This is a genomic window from Collimonas sp. OK307 (assembly GCF_900113705.1).
Lineage (GTDB): Bacteria > Pseudomonadota > Gammaproteobacteria > Burkholderiales > Burkholderiaceae_D > Collimonas.
Window position 1 is genome coordinate 603,156 of sequence record NZ_FOQI01000001.1, and the last position, 17,851, is coordinate 621,006.

General features: G+C 56.4%; 16 protein-coding genes. 9 read left to right on the plus strand and 7 right to left on the minus strand.

Annotation, left to right across the window (positions count from 1 at the left end):
* The first annotated feature begins 331 nt into the window (after positions 1-331).
* The 4 genes from BM205_RS02705 to BM205_RS02720 all read left to right on the plus strand — a co-directional run bounded on the left by BM205_RS02705 (position 332) and on the right by BM205_RS02720 (position 6,317).
* Positions 332-2,323: a DNA topoisomerase IV subunit B gene (locus BM205_RS02705; protein ID WP_092412232.1), complete on the plus strand. Its 1,992-nt coding sequence runs from the start codon at positions 332-334 to the stop codon at positions 2,321-2,323.
* A 188-nt stretch (positions 2,324-2,511) separates the two neighbouring features.
* On the plus strand, positions 2,512-3,381 hold the full coding sequence (locus tag BM205_RS02710) for a lytic transglycosylase domain-containing protein (protein ID WP_092412234.1): 870 nt from the start codon (positions 2,512-2,514) through the stop codon (positions 3,379-3,381).
* Between the two features lie 25 nt (positions 3,382-3,406).
* On the plus strand, positions 3,407-5,725 hold the full coding sequence (parC, locus tag BM205_RS02715) for a DNA topoisomerase IV subunit A (protein WP_092412236.1): 2,319 nt from the start codon (positions 3,407-3,409) through the stop codon (positions 5,723-5,725).
* Positions 5,726-5,885: 160 nt separating this feature from the next.
* A complete protein-coding gene (locus BM205_RS02720) occupies positions 5,886-6,317 on the plus strand; it encodes a DUF1090 domain-containing protein (RefSeq protein WP_175511124.1) in 432 nt (143 codons plus the stop codon).
* A gap of 98 nt (positions 6,318-6,415) precedes the next feature.
* On the opposite strand, the gene BM205_RS02725 is transcribed toward BM205_RS02720, so the two are convergent.
* From BM205_RS02725 to BM205_RS02745, 5 genes are all read right to left on the minus strand, one after another.
* The gene (locus BM205_RS02725; protein ID WP_092412240.1) at positions 6,416-7,609 is read right to left on the minus strand and encodes an aminotransferase-like domain-containing protein; all 1,194 of its coding nucleotides are present in this window, start codon (positions 7,607-7,609) and stop codon (positions 6,416-6,418) included.
* 162 nt (positions 7,610-7,771) lie between these two features.
* Entirely contained in the window at positions 7,772-8,230 is a 459-nt protein-coding gene (locus BM205_RS02730) for a RidA family protein (RefSeq protein WP_092412242.1), read from the minus strand.
* A 148-nt stretch (positions 8,231-8,378) separates the two neighbouring features.
* On the minus strand, positions 8,379-9,257 hold the full coding sequence (locus tag BM205_RS02735; RefSeq protein WP_092412244.1) for a DMT family transporter: 879 nt from the start codon (positions 9,255-9,257) through the stop codon (positions 8,379-8,381).
* Positions 9,258-9,354: 97 nt separating this feature from the next.
* Positions 9,355-9,948 (minus strand): LysE family translocator, encoded by a 594-nt coding sequence (locus BM205_RS02740; protein ID WP_092412246.1) that lies wholly within the window; start codon positions 9,946-9,948, stop codon positions 9,355-9,357.
* Complete coding sequence (locus tag BM205_RS02745; RefSeq protein ID WP_092412677.1) at positions 9,948-10,268, minus strand: DUF2917 domain-containing protein; 321 nt, start codon at positions 10,266-10,268, stop codon at positions 9,948-9,950. Before BM205_RS02745 ends, BM205_RS02740 begins: the two co-directional genes overlap by 1 nt.
* Before the next feature lie 136 nt (positions 10,269-10,404).
* Here BM205_RS02745 and BM205_RS02750 point away from each other — a divergent pair, with 136 nt between their 5' ends.
* The 4 genes from BM205_RS02750 (at position 10,405) to BM205_RS02765 (ending at position 14,785) form a co-directional block, all read left to right on the plus strand.
* Entirely contained in the window at positions 10,405-11,883 is a 1,479-nt protein-coding gene (locus BM205_RS02750; RefSeq protein ID WP_092412248.1) for an aminotransferase-like domain-containing protein, read from the plus strand.
* Positions 11,884-12,070: 187 nt separating this feature from the next.
* Complete coding sequence (htpG, locus tag BM205_RS02755) at positions 12,071-13,984, plus strand: molecular chaperone HtpG (RefSeq protein ID WP_092412679.1); 1,914 nt, start codon at positions 12,071-12,073, stop codon at positions 13,982-13,984.
* A gap of 168 nt (positions 13,985-14,152) precedes the next feature.
* Positions 14,153-14,371: a FitA-like ribbon-helix-helix domain-containing protein gene (locus BM205_RS02760; protein ID WP_092412250.1), complete on the plus strand. Its 219-nt coding sequence runs from the start codon at positions 14,153-14,155 to the stop codon at positions 14,369-14,371.
* A gap of 3 nt (positions 14,372-14,374) precedes the next feature.
* Entirely contained in the window at positions 14,375-14,785 is a 411-nt protein-coding gene (locus tag BM205_RS02765) for a type II toxin-antitoxin system VapC family toxin (RefSeq protein ID WP_092412252.1), read from the plus strand.
* 54 nt (positions 14,786-14,839) lie between these two features.
* Here BM205_RS02765 and BM205_RS02770 read toward each other — a convergent pair whose 3' ends face one another.
* Complete coding sequence (locus tag BM205_RS02770; RefSeq protein ID WP_092412254.1) at positions 14,840-15,802, minus strand: NAD-dependent epimerase/dehydratase family protein; 963 nt, start codon at positions 15,800-15,802, stop codon at positions 14,840-14,842.
* Between the two features lie 24 nt (positions 15,803-15,826).
* On the minus strand, positions 15,827-17,062 hold the full coding sequence (gene kbl, locus BM205_RS02775; RefSeq protein ID WP_092412256.1) for a glycine C-acetyltransferase: 1,236 nt from the start codon (positions 17,060-17,062) through the stop codon (positions 15,827-15,829).
* Positions 17,063-17,154: 92 nt separating this feature from the next.
* Here kbl and BM205_RS02780 point away from each other — a divergent pair, with 92 nt between their 5' ends.
* A complete protein-coding gene (locus BM205_RS02780; protein ID WP_092412681.1) occupies positions 17,155-17,745 on the plus strand; it encodes a helix-turn-helix domain-containing protein in 591 nt (196 codons plus the stop codon).
* The last annotated feature ends 106 nt before the right edge of the window (positions 17,746-17,851 follow it).

Below are 17,851 nucleotides of genomic sequence, written 5' to 3' on the forward strand. Positions count from 1 at the left end.
CTCCCTGCTATTCGAACGCTAGCGAAATCATGATAACAGTGTCTTTATTTAACTTTTGTTTTTATCAATACACTGTGTAAAACAACAACATTTTATTGCCATGCATCAATTAAATAGGCGCTTAATAGACGACTAAATAAGCAATTCATCCTGAACGCCTGTGGCTGATATTTCTTTTACCGCATCTTGCCTGCGCAAGCGAACCGCTTTTTCATTAGAATGCGCAAGGATAATAACGAGTAATCTCTCCCTCAATTGACAATGCGTTGCAAAAGCGTCGCAAATTAGTTTAAAAACCAACAACAATTCACATTTAACTCATCACAACTGAATGGCAACCAAAAAATCACCGCAATCTGACTATAGCGAATCATCGATCCGTGTACTGAAGGGCCTGGAACCGGTCAAGCAACGCCCGGGCATGTACACCCGCACCGAAAATCCGCTGCATATCATTCAGGAAGTGATTGACAACGCCTCGGACGAAGCGCTCGGCGGATTTTGCAAAAATATCCTGGTCACCCTGAATGCCGACGGCAGCGTCAGTGTCGAGGATGATGGCCGCGGCATTCCAGTCGGCATGCATCCGGAAGAAAAAGTACCGACGGTAGAAATCGTATTCACCCGCCTGCATGCCGGCGGCAAGTTCGACAAAGGCAGCGGTGGCGCCTACTCGTTTTCCGGCGGCTTGCACGGGGTCGGCGTCTCGGTTACCAACGCCCTCTCCTCGCGGTTGGAAATCACGGTCTGGCGCGAAGGCGGCATGCATCACATGGTGTTTGCCGACGGCGATGTGATTGAAAAACTGAAATCCCAACCGCTCAGCCGCGAAGACAGCAAGAAATCAGGTACCCGCGTGACCGCCTGGCCGAATCCCAAATACTTCGATTCGCCGGCCATCTCGCAGCCGGAATTGCAGCGCTTGCTGCGCTCCAAGGCGGTGTTGCTGCCTGGCGTCAAAGTCACCCTGTTGAACGCCAAGAGCGGTGACAGCCAGACCTGGCAATACGACCAGGGCTTGCGCGGCTATCTGATGGAGTCGCTGGCGCAATCCTCCAATGCCGATCCGCTGATTCCTCTGTTCGAAGGCGAGCAATACGCCAATGCCGACGCTGAAGGATTCGCCGAAGGCGAAGGCGCGGCCTGGGTCGTCGCCTGGACCGAGGACGGCGCCATCGTGCGCGAATCCTACGTGAACCTGATTCCGACTTCAGCCGGCGGCACCCATGAATCCGGCTTGCGCGAAGGCTTGTTCGGCGCGGTCAAGAGCTTTGTTGAAATGCATTCGCTGCTGCCCAAGGGCGTCAAGCTGTTGCCGGAAGATGTGTTTGCGCGCGTCTCCTTCGTCTTGTCCGCCAAGGTGCTGGACCCGCAGTTCCAGGGCCAGATCAAGGAACGCTTGAATTCACGCGACGCGGTGCGGCTGGTTTCCACCTATACCCGTCCGGCGCTGGAACTGTGGCTGAACCAGCACGTAGAATACGGCAAGAAGCTGGCCGACCTGGTAATCAAACAGGCTCAGAACCGTCTGCGCTCGGCGCAAAAAGTCGAAAAGAAGAAATCCTCCGGGGTTGCCGTCTTGCCTGGCAAACTGACTGATTGCGAATCCAGCGACATCACCCGCAATGAACTGTTCCTGGTCGAGGGCGACTCCGCGGGCGGCTCCGCAAAAATGGGCCGCGACAAGGAATTCCAGGCGATCCTGCCATTGCGCGGCAAGGTGCTGAACTCCTGGGAAACCGAGCGCGACCGGCTGTTCGCCAACAATGAAATCCACGATATCGCGGTCGCTATCGGCGTCGATCCTCACAGCAAAACCGACACCATCGATTTCAGCGGCCTGCGTTATGGCAAGATCTGCATCCTGTCCGATGCGGACGTCGATGGCTCACACATCCAGGTATTGCTGCTGACCCTGTTTTTCCGCCACTTTCCGCAATTGATCGATCGCGGCAATATCTGCATCGCCCGGCCGCCGCTATACCGGGTCGATGCCCCGGCGCGCGGCAAGAAGCCGGCGCAGAAAATTTACGCCCTGGACGACGGTGAACTGGAAGCCATCGAAGATAAACTGCGCAAGGATGGCGTCAAGGACAGCGCCTGGTCCATCTCCCGCTTCAAAGGCCTGGGCGAAATGAACGCCGAGCAACTGTGGGAAACCACGATGAATCCGGATACCCGCAGGTTGCTGCCGGTCTTGCTCGGCAATTTCGACCTGGAAGCGTCGGAAAACCGCTTCAATATGCTGATGGGCAAGGGCGAAGCTGCGGCACGCCGGGCCTGGATTGAAGAACATGGCAATGAGGCCGAGGCGGATATCTAAAAAATTTTCCCTTGGCAACTATGGCGCCTTTACCGGCGCCGGCCATCGGGATCTGCAAAACGTATTATCATGGTCCGAGTTTTACGCGGCTATACTGCGCAGTTGTAGGCTTCACCGCCTCTATAGCTCAACTCAGTAGCTCAACTCAGCTTGCCGGTTATCCGCAGCTCCGATCATTTAAAGTAACAATGAAGCAACTCCGCCATCATTTGAGCCGATTTTTCACAGGTACCCTGCTGACGCTCGCACTACTGACTACGGTCGGCAGCGCGCGCGCGGATATCTTCGGCTATATCGATGCGGATGGCATGGGGCATTTCTCGACTGAAAAACTGGATAACCGTTATCAATTGTTCATGCGCGGCGATGGCTTTTTCGACTCATCCCAACTAGCTGCCGGCAGTGTCAGGCCACTTGATCCGAAGGTGCGCAACAGTCCGTTGTTCCGCTACCTGTCGCAACATCCGAATCTTAAAAAATACGAAGCGCTGGTGGACCAGGCAGCGCAAGAATTTGCGCTGGAGCCAGCGCTGCTAAAGGCTGTGATGGCTGCCGAATCCGGCTTCAATCCGGCCGCCGTGTCACCGAAAGGCGCGATCGGCCTGATGCAAATCATGCCGGCCACAGCCGAGCGCTATGGCTTGACCGGCGACAGCAAAAAACCGGTTGAGAAAAAACTCACTGACCCACGCACCAATATCCGCCTGGGCGCCCGCTACCTGCGCGATCTGCTGAAGCTCTACCCGGCCCAGCAAGAGCTGGTGATTGCCTCTTACAACGCTGGCGAAGGCGCCGTACAAAAGTACAATAACAAGGTGCCGCCGTATCCTGAAACACGCATGTATGTACAACTGGTGCGGCAATTTTATCAATTGTACAAACCAGGATTTGACCAGCCCGCCGAAAGCAAGGTTGACGGCAATAATGCCGGACTGAAGCGCATCCGCCTGGTAATTCCCGGTCGCAGCAACATGCCGGCTGACATACCGCCGGTAGCCGCAACGCCAATTCCGCCAGCTGCGGCAATACCCGCGGCAGCAACGCCTTTTATCGAATAAATATCAAAATAAGCACCGACTCTACATGACCGACCAAAACGATCTGTTTGCTACGCCAGATGCACCAACCCCGGACGCTGAATCCTTAACCCTTGCCACCTTCGCTGAACGCGCCTACCTCGACTACGCCATTTCGGTAGTCAAAGGACGCGCCCTGCCCGACGTCTCCGACGGCCAGAAGCCGGTACAGCGCCGCATCCTGTATGCGATGAGCGAACTCGGCCTGAACGCCGCCGCCAAGCCGCGCAAATCGGCGCTGGTGGTCGGCGACGTGCTGGGTAAGCTGCATCCGCACGGGGATCAATCGGTGTATGACGCACTGGTGCGCATGACCCAGGATTTCTCGCTGCGTTATCCACTGGTCGACGGCCAGGGTAACTTCGGTTCGCGCGACGGCGACGGCGCAGCGGCGATGCGTTACACCGAGGCACGCCTGACGCCCATCGCCAGATTGCTGCTGGAAGAAATCGACATGGGCACAGTCGATTTCCAACCCAACTACGATGGTTCCACCGAAGAACCGAAACTGCTGCCGGCACGCCTGCCCTTTGTATTACTGAATGGCGCTTCGGGAATTGCGGTCGGTCTCGCCACCGAAATCCCATCGCACAATTTGCAGGAAGTCGCCAAGGCGGCGGTAGCCTTGATCCGTAACCCGGGTTTAAGCCATGCCGAATTGATGCAAATCATCCCCGGCCCGGACTTCCCTGGCGGCGGCCAGATCATTACCTCCGCCACCGCGATTTCGGAAATGTACGAAAGCGGACGCGGCAGCCTGAAAGTGCGCGCCACCTGGAAAATCGAAGACCTGGCGCGCGGTCAATGGCAGGCCGTAGTCACGGAATTGCCGCCTGGCGCTTCTTCGCAAAAGATCCTGGAAGAAATCGAAGAGCTGACCAATCCGAAAATCAAGCTTGGCAAGAAAACCCTGACGCCGGAACAGCTGGCGCTCAAGACTTCGATTTTATCGGTACTCGATACGGTGCGCGACGAATCGGGGCGGGATGCGCCGGTGCGCCTGGTGTTCGAGCCGAAATCGAAGAACCTGGACCAGACCGAATTCACCAACATGCTGTTGGCCCATACTTCGCTGGAAAGCAGCGCCTCGATCAATCTGGTGATGATCGGCGGCGATGGCCGTCCGCGCCAGAAGGGCCTGGGCATGATCTTGCGCGAGTGGATCGATTTCCGCTTCACCACCATTACCCGTCGCTCAAAATTCAAGCTGCAAAAGATCGAAGACCGTATCCATATCCTGGAAGGCCGCGAAGCGATCCTGCTGAATATCGACAAAGTCATCAAGATCATCCGCGAATCGGACGAACCAAAGCCGGCACTGATTACAGCGTTCAACCTGTCCGACCGCCAGGCCGAAGATATTCTTGAAATCCGCTTGCGTCAGCTGGCGCGCCTGGAGTCGATCAAGATCCAGCAGGAACTAGCTGAACTGCGCAATGAAAAAGCAACGCTGGTCGATCTGCTCGACAATCCGGCGTCGATGAAACGCCTGGTCATCAAAGAAATCGAAGCCGACCAGAAACAGTTTGGCGATGCCCGCCGTACGTTGATCGAAGCTGCAGAAAAAGCCGTGGTGGAAACCAGGATCGTCGATGAAGCGGTGACTGTCATCATTTCTCAAAAGGGCTGGGTACGCGCACGTACCGGCCACGGCCATGATGCCAGCCAGTTCGGCTTCAAAGCCGGTGATGCGTTATACGGTGCGTTCGAATGCCGTACCGTCGACAACCTGCTGACCTTCGGCTCCAACGGCCGCATCTACTCCGTATCGGTGGCGAGCTTGCCCAACGCGCGCGGCGACGGCGTGCCTATCACTACCCTGATCGACCTGGCTAACGGCAGCAGCATACTGCACTATTTTGCCGGCCCGTCCGATTTGATGTTGCTGCTGGCTAGCTCGGGCGGCTATGGTTTCACCGCCAAGATCGGCGATATGCTGAGCCGGGTGAAAGCTGGCAAATCGTATGTCACGCTGGATGAAGGCGATCTGCCTTTGCCGCCACAAGCTTTGACTAGCGGCTCCAGCGCCATCGCCTGCCTGTCGGAAAAGGGCCGCTTGCTGGTGTTCGGCCTGGATGAATGCAAAACGCTCAGCAATGGCGGCCGCGGTGTGATCCTTATGGAACTGGAGAGCAACGAGAAACTGCTGGCGGCACAACCGATCAGTCAGCGCGGCGTGCTGGTGACCGGCATCGGCCGTGGCGGCAAGGCGCAACAGGTGGCCCTGTCGGCTTCGGGGCTGGCGCCGCATATCGGCAAGCGGGCGCGTAAAGGGAAAATGCTGGAATCGAAACTGAAACCGGCGACACTGACTGCGCAGACCTGAAAATGAAAAGCCGGCTTGAAGTCGGCTTTTCATTTTGCCATGTATGCTACGTAGAGTGGGCAGTTCTTTTTGCCCACGCGTTGTCGAATTCGGCGTGGGTAAAAAGACCGGCCCGCCCTACACGACGGACGTAAAAAACGTCTACACAAAGAAAGGCAACATGAAAATCAAACTGATCGCTCCCATCATTTCCTTGTCCATGCTGATCGCCGGCTACGCACACGCCGACACCGTCAGCTGTGCGACAAAAGCCGGCCAGATCCAGACCCAACTCGACATCGCGAAAAAGGCTGGCAATGCCAATCAAGTCGCCGGGCTGGGAAAGGCGCTGAAAGAAACGCAGCAACATTGCACCGATGCCCGCCAAAACCAGCGCGCGGAAGAAAAAGTTCGCGAAAAACAAGGCGATGTGGCGGAGGCCCGGCAAGACATCAGCAAGGCAGAAGCCAGTTTACGCGTAGCGCAAGCAAAGGGCGATACCAAGAAAATCCAGAAGGCACAAAAGAAACTGACCGAAAAACAGGGCAAGCTGCAAGAAGCACAGGAAGAGCTGCGCGGCGCGCAAGCTGACCTGGCCGCGCTGAAAGGTTAAGCCATGGCGCTTTGAAGCGCTGAGCAGCGCTCACGAAAAATCGCCTTGGCGACATAAAAAAGGGAGGATCTATCCTCCCTTTTTTATCGCCTGCAGAATCAGATTTTAGAAGCGATCAGCTTACCCAGTCGCTCGATTCCTTCGCGTATCTTGGCCGGTGGCACAGTAACGAAACTCAAGCGCAAGGTATGCTGTTCCGGCGTATTGCCATAGAACGGCGCGCCAGGCACAAACGCTACGTGTTGCGCCACTGCCTCGTCCAGCAATTTCATGCTGTCGATATGCTTTGGCAAAGTGACCCAGATAAACATGCCGCCTTCTGGCTTGGTCCAGCTGGTGCCGGCCGGGAAATAGGTCCTCAGCGCATCCAGCATGGCGTCGCACTGATCCGAGTACAACTTGCGGATGGTCGGGATATGCTGGTCGAGGAAGCCGTCCTTGATGGTCTGGTACACCACCATTTGCGTCAGTTGCGCGGTATGCAGGTCGGTGGCTTGCTTGGCCTGTTCCAGCTTCTCGATCAGCGGCCGCGGCGCTACCACGTAACCCAGGCGTATGCCCGGCGTCAGGATCTTGGAGAAGGAACCCATGTAAATCACCCCGCCCGGATTCATGCTCAGCATCTTCGGCAACGGTTCGGTGCGATAGCTGAGTGCGCCGTAAGGATCATCCTCGATCAGCGGCAAGCCGAGTCGCGCGCAGATGTCGACCAAGGCGTGACGGCGCTCTACCGACAAGGTGCGGCCGGTAGGATTCTGGAAATTCGGCAAGGCATACAACATGCGTGCGCCCTGTCCCAAAGTCGCCACTGTTTCCGGAATCAGGCCGCCGTCGTCGGCAGGCACCGAGACGAAATCAGGGCCGTATAGGGAAAAAGCTTGCAGAGCGCCCAGGTAACTAGGCGTTTCCACCAGCACCTTGCTGCCTTCGTCGATCAATACCTTACCCAGCAAATCCAGGCCCTGCTGCGAACCGGAAGTCATCATGACTTGATCCGCCATGATCTTGGCGCCGTTGGTCGACAAGGAATTGGCGACCCATTCGCGCAGCGGGCCATAACCATCGGTAGGACCGTATTGCAACGCGACCTTACCTTGTTCCGACAGCACTTTGTCAAACGCCACTTTCAATTGTTCGACAGGGAAAGTGGCCGGCGACGGCAGGCCACCGGCGAAGGAAATGATTTCCGGGCGCATGGTGATCTTCAGGATTTCACGGATCGCCGAGCTTTGCAATTTTTGCGCACGCTGCGAAAAATGCCATTGCAGCGGTGTTGGGTTTTCGATTTTCATACAATTCTCTTCAAGTGATCTTTTTCTGAGTGACTGTCGTCAATTGCCCGGCCAAGCGAAAGCTCAAACCGGATTGCAACAGCCCGTGGATTTTTATGATCTGCCGTCTCCTGGGCTGGCAGCGGATAGCGCTACCAGTGTTACGCCACTGCGTTTTGAGGACTACTCCAGTTCAGCAATCATTTCAATTTCCACGCAAGCGCCCAACGGCAGCTGTGCTACACCAAATGCGGAACGGGCATGCTTGCCCTGCTCGCCAAATACTTCGCCGATCAATTCGGAAGCACCGTTGGTAACCAGGTGCTGTTCCGTGAAATCAGGCGTTGAATTGACCAGGCTCATCAGCTTGACGATGCGTTTGACGCGTTTCAGATCGCCGCCGCAAGCTGCTTGCAAGGTAGCGATCAGATCAATCGCAATACTGCGTGCCGCCAATTTGGCTTCTTCGGTAGTCGTGTCTTTGCCCAGTTGGCCGACCCAGATCTTGCCGTCCTTCTTAGGCAAATGACCGGACAGGTAAACCGTATTGCCGCTTTGGGCGTACATCACATAAGCGGCTGCAGGTGTAACGACCGCTGGCAATGTGATATTCAGGGCTTGCAACTTTTCATATACAGACATCTGACACTCCGAAAAAAGGGATCATTTGCCGACGCTTTTGGCGTCAGCAGCAATGACGGGATAAATGGGATACAGCCGGGTCGATCCCGGCCAATACATGATTATCTCACCTACCGCCAAATTTGCGAAAGCCCGGCTTTATATTTTGCTATGCAGCTTGCCGCCGCACCGCCATCTTGCGGCCAAGCGCCACCACCACCAGCACTGCCAGCGCAAACAACATGTTGCTGCTATCCAATGTCTCGCCCAGTATCAATGCAGCTCCCAACAGCGTCAGGAACGGCTGCAATAGTTGCACCTGACCAACCCGCGCAATCCCCCCCAGCGCCAAGCCCTTGTACCAAAAGAAAAAGCCGATAAACATTGAAAACAGCGACACATAGGCAAAACCCAGCCAAGCCTTGGACGAAGCACTGACACCGTATTGCCAGCCCAGCCAGACAGTTATCGGCAACAAGATTGGCAATGCCAATACCAACGCCCAGGCGATTACCTGCTGCCCACCCATGGTTTGCGATAAACGCCCGCCTTCGGCATAGCCCATGGCGGCAGCTACCACGGCCGCCAGCAATGCCAGATCCGCAGCTTGCAAACCGCCGCCACCCTGGCTCAGGGCAAACACGATGACAATCACACTACCGATCGCGGCGGCAATCCAGAAACCGGCCGAGGGCCGTTCGCCGAATCGCAAGGCGCCAAACATGGCAGTCGCCAACGGTAAAATGCCGAGAACGATGGCGCCATGTGCAGCCGGCACATAACGCATCGCCACAGATGAAAACAAGGGGAAGCCGATCACCACGCCCAGCGCTGTCAGCGCCAGGGCTTTCCACTGGGCCGCGGTCGGCGGCGGCGCTTTCAGCTTCCATAACAACGGTATCGAGCACAGCGCAGCCACCACCGCCCGGCCGAATGCGACAAACACCGGATTCAGCTCCGCCACCGCCATCCGCGTAAACGGCAAAGTCAGGCTGAACACAGCCACCCCGACCAGCCCCAGCCACATACCCTTCGATTCGTTCGTCATGCTGCCTGTCTTTCGTGTTATTTTTTCGTGTTATTTTTTCGGGTTGTTTTTTTGGGTTGTTTTTTTGGGTTGTTTGGCCGTGTTGCCTCAGCCAGGATCAGAGCCAGATCGATACCGCAGAATAAATTGTCAGCACTACCATTACAGTACAAAACACCCGTTGCCACAGGGGTTGCGCCAGGTAGCGCCGCAATACCGAGCCGGCGCCGGCCCAAATGCCCACGCATGGCAGGTTGATGACGCAGAACACCAGGCAATAGATGGCGATCGAAAGCCAGATCGGCTGCAGCGGCGGCAAAAATGCCGAAGCGCTGGTGATGCCCATGATCCAGGCTTTAGGATTGGCGGCCTGGAACGCCGCCGCGCCGAGGAACGTCATCGGCTTACGGTTGGCGCCGATCTCCGACTTGAACGACATGTCGCGCAATTTCCAGGCCAGATACAGCAAATAGGCCGAGCCCAGCGTTTTCAGGACGACGTGAATTGATGGCAACGCCAGCACCAGGCTACCGATGCCGGCAGCGCACAGCACCAGCAACAGGCCGAAACCGAAGGTTACGCCGAGTATGTGCGGAATGGTCCGGTTGAAGCCGAACATGATGCCCGATGAGGTCAGCATGATGTTGTTCGGCCCCGGCGTGATCGACGACACAAAGGCAAATACGGCCAGCTGCAGCAAAGTCTCCAACATCACGACACACTTGTAGCAGGATGGAAGTCGGGGCCGCGCAGGCGCGTTAGCAAAGCGCGCAACAAGCTAGTCGTGCCGCGTTGGGACTGACCGCTCAAGGTGATGCGGCTGCTTCCCGGATCGGACTCCACCACTACCAGCCGGCCAGGCAGCAAAGTCAGCGAGCGGCCGGCGTGCAGCCAATGGTCTTCCGGCTGCCCTTCAAATGTCACCCATACGCGGCCGCTCACTACCCGCAAGATCATTTCGTCGTCAGTGACGCCGGACAGCGCACTACCGCCCGACAAGTTATGAGACTGTTTTTCGAATAGTGTTTGCATGGCTAAGTCGCTTTCGAAGGCTTGGGGGAGTTGCTGCATTCAGGATTTAGGTCTATGCTAAGCCACAAAACCAATACAGTACCAGTACAGTTAAGCAAGTAATTCCTAACATTGTCCCGGCGAAATTACCAATACAGTGACTAACACGACCCCACCACGCAAGCTGAACAGCAGCCAGTTGCCGACTCCGGCTCCGGCTGCCCAGCAACTGTTGTCGCGCGATAGCGACACCTCCCTGGTCGAGCAAATCGTGCGCTCCATCGAAACCCGTATCAGTGACCGTCTGTTGCGTACCGGCGCCCGCATGCCGTCGATCCGCCAGTTTGCCGATAGCCACAGCGTCTCGCGTTTCACGGTAGTCGAAGCCTATGACCGGCTGGTTGCCAAGGGTTGCCTGGAATCGCGGCGCGGCTCGGGGTTTTATGTACGCGAGCGCTCGCCGCTGCTGGCAGAGCGCGGCAGTAACGCCGCCAGCGACAAGCAGCCGCAACTGATCGATGTAGTCTGGCTGGTGCGCAATATGCACCAGCAGGCGCCGAACAAAAAAATGCCTGGTTCAGGCATGTTTCCCAGCGAATGGCTGGATGCCGATCTGATCGCCAACGCCTTGCGCAGCATCAGCCGGCAAAATCCGGCGCAGTTGCTGTCATACGGGATTCCACAAGGCTTCTTACCGCTGCGCCAGCAACTGCAGCTAAAAATGGCCGAGCTGGAAATCGCCGCGACGCCGGAACAGTTCGTCACCACCACCGGCGTCACCCAGGCGCTGGACCTGGTGGCGCGCCACTTTACCCAGCCTGGCGACGTGATTTTCGTCGACGATCCATCCTGGTTCCTGATGTTCGCCTCGTTTGCGGCTCTGGGCGCCAGAGTGGTCGGCGTGCCGCGCCTGGCCGACGGGCCCGATATGGTCAAGCTGGCAGAACTGGCGGCGCTGCACAAACCCAAGTTGTACGTGCTGGTGTCGGTGCTGCACAATCCGACTTCGACCTCGCTATCGGCGGCCAAGGCTTTCCAGATCCTCAAGCTGGCGGAAGAGCATGATTTCATGATCGTCGAGGACGATATCTATTGCGACATGCATCCCGGCTCCGCAATCCAGCCCGCCACCCGCATTGCGTCGCTGGACCAGCTCAACCGCGTGATCTACATGGGCGGCTTCTCGAAAACGCTCTCGCCTAACCTGCGCTCCGGCTTTATCGCCACCTCGCTCGAACTGGCGCAGCATTTTGCCGACCGCAAGATGCTGACCAACCTGACCAGTGCCGAAGTCGGCGAACGGGTAGTTTATAAAATCCTCTCCGAAGGGCACTACCGCAAGCATCTCGACCGTTTGCGCAACAAGCTTGATAGCGTCCGCGACCGCACCATCCGGCAAATGGAAAGGATCGGCATGACGGTCGACATCAGTACCCCGGCCGGCATCTTTGTGTGGGCCGATACCGGGCACGACACCAATGTGATGGCGGAAAAGGCCTTGGCTGAAGGCTTCCTGCTGGCGCCTGGCGCCCTGTTCTCGCCCAGCCAATTGCCTTCTTCGAGGATGCGGATTAATGTGGCGGCGATGTCGGATCCTGCGATTTGGCGATTCCTGGAGCAGGAGTGTGGCAAATAAGACAATACAGGCAACCTTCACGCAATCCGCTCTTGGTCCACTCTTGTAAAATCCCGATTACTCCCCATTTCTGGGCAATATACTGATTTACGCGATGAGCGCGGTGCCTGGCGAGGCGGGCCGCATTGCCGATCTTTCATCGTTTTTATTTTTTGACATTATTTTTTACGTTTATACAGAGGAAACAATGGCCGTATCCGAAAAGCAAACCCTTGGTTTTCAGGCAGAAGTAAAGCAGCTGCTGCAATTGATGATCCACTCGCTGTACTCCAACAAGGAAATTTTCCTGCGCGAGCTGGTGTCCAATGCATCCGATGCCGCCGACAAGCTGCGCTTTGAAGCCATCAACAACGGCGCTCTGTTCGAAAACGATCCTGAACTGAAAATCAAGGTCACTTTCGACAAGGCCGCGCGCACCATCACGATTTCGGATAACGGCATCGGCATGAGCCGCGATGAAGCTATCTCGCACCTGGGCACCATCGCCAAATCCGGCACCAAGGAATTTTTCTCGAAACTGTCCGGCGACCAGCAAAAAGATGCCGCCCTGATCGGCCAGTTCGGCGTCGGTTTCTATTCCGCTTTCATCATCGCCGACAAGATTACCGTTGATACCCGCCGCGCTGGCGCCAACGCCACCGAAGGCGTACGCTGGGAATCCGAAGGCGCCGGCGATTTCAGCATCGAAGCGATCGACAAACCATCGCGCGGCACCGACATCACCTTGCATCTGCGCGAAGGCGAAGACGAGTACCTGTCGGCCTGGAAACTGAAATCGATCATCCGCAAATATTCCGACCATATCTCGCTGCCGATCGTGATGCAGAAAGAAGAATGGGACGAAGAAAAGAAAGAAACCGTCGTCAAGGACGAATACGAAACGGTCAACCAGGCCAGCGCGCTGTGGGCCCGCAACAAGTCCGACATCACCGAAGAACAGTATGTAGAGTTTTACAAACATGTCTCGCACGATTTCGAAGCGCCGCTGACCTACACCCACAACCGGGTTGAAGGCCGCAGCGAATACACGCAACTGCTGTACGTTCCAAGCCGCGCACCGTTCGACCTGTGGGATCGCAACAAGCGCGGCGGGATCAAGCTGTATATCAAGCGCGTCTTCATCATGGACGATGCCGAGCAGCTGATGCCGGTCTATCTGCGCTTCGTCAAAGGCGTGATCGATTCTAGCGACCTGCCGTTGAATGTATCGCGTGAAATCCTGCAAGAATCGCGCGATGTACGCGTGATCCGCGAAGGTTCCACCAAGCGCGTATTGAGCTTGCTGGAAGAACTGGCGAACAGCGACGACCAGGCGCAAAAAGACAAGTACGCCACCTTCTGGAAAGAGTTCGGCCAGGTCTTGAAAGAAGGCATTGGCGAAGACGCCGGCAACAAGGAAAGAATCGCCAAGCTGCTGCGCTTCGCCTCGACCACCAACGACAGCGATGTACAGAGCGTATCCTTCGCCGACTATATCGGCCGCATGAAAGAAGGCCAGGACAAGATTTACTACGCAACCGGTGAAACCTATGCCGCGGCCAAGAACAGTCCGCACCTGGAAATTTTCCGCAAGAAAGGCGTTGAAGTCCTGCTGCTGACCGATCGCGTCGATGAATGGATGCTGTCGTTCCTGCAGGATTTCGAAGGCAAGGAACTGGCGTCGGTAGCCAAGGGCGGCCTCGATCTCGGCACATTGGAAGATGAAGCCGAGAAGAAGCAGCACGAAGAAACCGAAACCCAGTTCAAGGACCTGGTTGAAAAGATGAAGACCGCGCTGGCCGACAAGGCCAAGGAAGTGCGCGTCACCTTCCGCCTGACCGACTCGCCTGCCTGCCTGGTGGCCGATGAAAATGAATTGTCGGGCAACCTGCTGCGCATGCTGAAGGCCGCCGGCCAGGACGCTCCGGATTCCAAGCCGATCCTGGAAATCAACCCGGATCACCCGCTGGTGCAACGCCTGAAGTACGAAGATACCAAGTTCGGCGACTGGTCGCACATCTTGTTCGATCAGGCTCTGCTGGCTGAAGGCGGCGCGTTGGCCGATCCGGCTGGTTTCGTCAAACGTTTGAACGAAATGTTGTTGGGCATGGCAGGTAAATAAACCAAACAGATAAGCCGGGAAGATAGGCTTATCGCCCGTTCGCGGGTAAGAAAAAGGGCTGGGAGACATGATTGTCTCCCAGCCCTTTTGCTTTACATCGCGATGATTGCATTGATAGCACTTTCACGCTAAACTGCTATCAATGCAATCATCGCCAAAGGTGTTGTAATGGCAACAAATCTGGTAGTTAGAAATGTAGAGGAAGATGTCGCGCTCGCACTTAAACAACTCGCGGCATCCCATGGCCGTAGCGCTGAAGCCGAGCATCGGGAAATTTTACGCGCAGCGCTGCAGCGCCCAAAGCGGCAATCGCTTGCGGAAGTATTGTCACGTATGCCGAATGTCGGAGAAGATGCGGACTTCAACTCTCGCAATGCCCTGGAGTAAGGCATGTATCTGGTTGATACGAACGTTATCAGCGAGTCCCGTAAAGGGAACAAAGCAAATCGGGGCATCCAGGAATTTTGGCATTCAATGGACCCGGATGCGATCTATCTTTCAGTGCAGACAATAGGCGAAATTCGCCGCGGTGTTGAGAGCATCAAGAACCGCGGAGACGCTACACAAGCCAGAGCGCTGGAGCGATGGCTGAATACGGTTGCCGCAGAATATGCAGACCGCATCCTGGTTTTTGACGAAGATTGCGCCCAGGTATGGGGAAAGTTAATGTCACCCAGTAATCAACATCCGATCGACAAGCAAATTGCCGCCATTGGATTGATTCATGGACTCACGGTCGTGACCCGTAACACCAATGATTTTCTCGGCACAGGGGTGCGCCTGATGAATCCATTTTCGTAAAGAAAAATGGCGACGCACCGCCTTTACCTTCACCACTTTGAGTGTCGGCTTACCTCAGGCCGCCTGCTCTTGCGTTACCGGCTTACGCTTGACGAGATGAAGCAACATGTCGTCGACCATATCGGCCAAGCTATATGCCGGCAACCACTGCCAATCCTGGCGCGCCTTCGAATCATCAATCGAACGCGGCCATGCATCCGCAATCGCCTGGCGGAAATCCGGTTTGTACGCAACCTTGAACGATGGATATCGCTGCCGGATGATATCGACCAGCTCGCGCGGAGAAAAACTCCATGCTGCCAGATTGTATGAACCGGTCACTTTCAACTGTTCTTTCGGCGCACTCATCAGTTCGATGGTGGCGCGCACGGCATCCGGCATGTACATCATCGGCAGCGTGCTGTCCACATCGAGGAAGCTGGTGTAGTCGTGGCCGGCGGCGGCGGCGAACAGGGCTTGAATGGCGTAATCGGTGGTGCCGCCACCCGGCTCGGCCGAGTAGCTGATCAGCCCCGGATAGCGCAGGCTGCGGATATCCATGCCGTATTTCTCTGCATACCAGGCACACCAGTGCTCACCGGCCAGCTTGGAAATGCCGTAGACGGTCTTCGGATCCATGGCGCCGATTTGCGGCGCGTTGTCGCGCGGCGTCGACGGGCCGAATGCCGCAATCGAGCTAGGCCAGAACACTTTTGACAGCTTGGCCTGGCGCGCAACTTCCAGCACGTTCAAAAGGCCGGTCATGTTCAGGTTCCAGGCCCATTCCGGATGTTCTTCGCCTTTGGCCGACAAGGCCGCGGCCAGGTGATAGATTTCACCGATATCGTGCTGCTGCACTACCTCGGCCAGGCGCTTGGCATCCGTCACATCCAGTTTTTCGTATGCCAGTTCCTGGTGCCGGCCCAGGGTTTGTATGTCGCTTGCCACAACTTGCTTTGCGCCGTGCAGTTTGACCAGTGCGGTCGTCAGTTCGGTGCCGATCTGGCCGTTGGCGCCGATTACCAATATTTTTTTCATCGTTTTTCTCTTCAGTTCTTATCTTCAGTTCTTCAGCAGGCCAAGCTCTTCACCGGCTTGCCGGAAGATGCCCACTGCGCGCTGCAATGTCGCCTCATCGTGGACCGCCGACATCTGCACGCGAATCCGCGCCTGCCCTTGCGGCACTACCGGGTAGAAGAAGCCGACGGCGTAGACGCCGAGCTCATATAAGCGGCGCGACAGGTTTTGCGCTACCACGGCGTCATACACCATCAACGGCACGATCGGATGGGTACCCGGCTTGATCTCGAAACCGGCTTCAGTGATGGCCTTGCGGAAGTAAACGGTGTTGCGCTCAAGGCGGTCACGCAATTCAGTAGACGCTTCCAGCAGATTAAGCGCCTCGATCGAAGCGCCGACAATCGCCGGCATCAAGGTATTTGAAAACAGGTATGGCCGGGACCGCTGCCGCAGCAATTCGATCACCTCGCGCCGTCCTGCAGTGAAGCCGCCGCTGGCGCCGCCCAGAGCTTTTCCCAGGGTGCCGGTAATCACATCGACCTTGCCGAAAATGCCGCGCGCTTCATGTGTGCCGCGTCCGCGGGCGCCCATGAAACCGGTGGCGTGGCAGTCATCGACGCCAAGCAGGGCATCGTACTTGTCGCACAGCTGGCGAATGACGTCGAGCTGCGCCACCGTGCCGTCCATCGAAAACACGCCGTCGGTAAACACCATGGCAAAGCGGGCGTTGTCAGCTTTAGCTTGCTTCAGGCAGCGCTCCAGGTCTTCCATGTCGTTGTGGGCATAACGGTAGCGCTTGGCCTTGCACAGGCGGACGCCGTCGATAATCGATGCGTGGTTGAGCGAATCGCTGATGATGGCGTCCTGCTCTCCCAGCAACGGCTCAAACAGACCGCCATTGGCATCGAACGCAGCCGCATACAGAATGCAGTCCTCGGTCCCCAGGAATGCCGACAAGCGCTGTTCCAGTTCGCGATGAATGTCTTGCGTGCCGCAAATGAAACGCACTGAACTCATGCCGAAACCATGACTGTCCAGGGCGGCGTGTGCGGCCTTGATCAAGGCTGGATGGGAAGACAATCCCAGGTAGTTGTTGGCGCACAAGTTGATCAATTCACCACTTGCGGTATTGATCTTGCCTCCCTGCGGGCCAAGGATAAGGCGCTCGGACTTCAACAGCCCGGCGGCCTTGATTCCCGCCAATTCATCCTGCAGATGCGTGTAAAACCCGGGAGAGCCAACGCCCGCGCTTACTTCTGTGCTTGTAGTTAGTGTCATTTTCAGCCTCAATCTTATATAATATATTGCCTTAATTCGATATATCGAACGCAAATTCCACGATAATGCACAAAAACGAGGTTGTCAACCAGATGAGCATCAATACAGTTAAAAATTTGGAAGATGCACCGCCGAAGGTGGGCGATACCTTGGTCAAGCTGCGCCAGGCCGACGGGTTGTCGCTGGATGCCTTATCGAAACGCGCCGGCGTCTCCAAGTCCATGCTATCCCAAATCGAGCGCAACCAGGCAAACCCCACGGTTGCCGTGGTGTGGCGCCTGGCCAATGCCTTGGGCGTCCCTATCTCGCTGCTGGTCGACGGCAACCAGGCCGCGCCTGCATCGATAGAAACCCTGCCCAGCCATGCGACGCCATCGCTGCGGTCTAGAGACGGCCATTGCGTGCTGCGCATCCTCGGTCCGATCGAACTGGCCGGCCAGTTCGAATGGTATGAACTGTCGGTGGAGCCTGGCGGCTGCCTCGATTCAGAGGCGCACGAACCGGCTTCGCGCGAACACCTGACGGTCTTGTCCGGTACGTTGGAAGTCCAGAGCGGCAGCAACATCACCAAGATCAAAGTGGGCGAAACCGCACGCTATGCGGCGGATCGCCCTCATTACATCAAGAATGTCGGCAAGAATGCGGCTACCGCGTTGCTGGTTGTGATTCATAACGGACAGTAAACCCGCTCCGCAGTACGTGGAAAACGAAAAAGGCTGGAAGACAATCATGCCTTCCAGCCTTTTGCATTTGTGAAATTTATAAATTTTATAAACGAGCTTGATCTGA

Coding starts and splice junctions, on each gene's coding strand:
- BM205_RS02720 (WP_175511124.1), top strand. CDS start 5,886: ATGAAAATCAAACTGATCGCTCCCATCATTTCCTTGTCCATGCTGATC.
- BM205_RS02780 (WP_092412681.1), top strand. CDS start 17,155: ATGAGCATCAATACAGTTAAAAATTTGGAAGATGCACCGCCGAAGGTG.
- BM205_RS02765 (WP_092412252.1), top strand. CDS start 14,375: ATGTATCTGGTTGATACGAACGTTATCAGCGAGTCCCGTAAAGGGAAC.
- htpG (WP_092412679.1), top strand. CDS start 12,071: ATGGCCGTATCCGAAAAGCAAACCCTTGGTTTTCAGGCAGAAGTAAAG.
- BM205_RS02730 (WP_092412242.1), bottom strand. CDS start 8,230: ATGTCTGTATATGAAAAGTTGCAAGCCCTGAATATCACATTGCCAGCG.
- parC (WP_092412236.1), top strand. CDS start 3,407: ATGACCGACCAAAACGATCTGTTTGCTACGCCAGATGCACCAACCCCG.
- BM205_RS02745 (WP_092412677.1), bottom strand. CDS start 10,268: ATGCAAACACTATTCGAAAAACAGTCTCATAACTTGTCGGGCGGTAGT.
- BM205_RS02710 (WP_092412234.1), top strand. CDS start 2,512: ATGAAGCAACTCCGCCATCATTTGAGCCGATTTTTCACAGGTACCCTG.
- BM205_RS02770 (WP_092412254.1), bottom strand. CDS start 15,802: ATGAAAAAAATATTGGTAATCGGCGCCAACGGCCAGATCGGCACCGAA.
- BM205_RS02735 (WP_092412244.1), bottom strand. CDS start 9,257: ATGACGAACGAATCGAAGGGTATGTGGCTGGGGCTGGTCGGGGTGGCT.
- BM205_RS02740 (WP_092412246.1), bottom strand. CDS start 9,948: ATGTTGGAGACTTTGCTGCAGCTGGCCGTATTTGCCTTTGTGTCGTCG.
- BM205_RS02705 (WP_092412232.1), top strand. CDS start 332: ATGGCAACCAAAAAATCACCGCAATCTGACTATAGCGAATCATCGATC.
- BM205_RS02760 (WP_092412250.1), top strand. CDS start 14,153: ATGGCAACAAATCTGGTAGTTAGAAATGTAGAGGAAGATGTCGCGCTC.
- BM205_RS02725 (WP_092412240.1), bottom strand. CDS start 7,609: ATGAAAATCGAAAACCCAACACCGCTGCAATGGCATTTTTCGCAGCGT.
- kbl (WP_092412256.1), bottom strand. CDS start 17,062: ATGACACTAACTACAAGCACAGAAGTAAGCGCGGGCGTTGGCTCTCCC.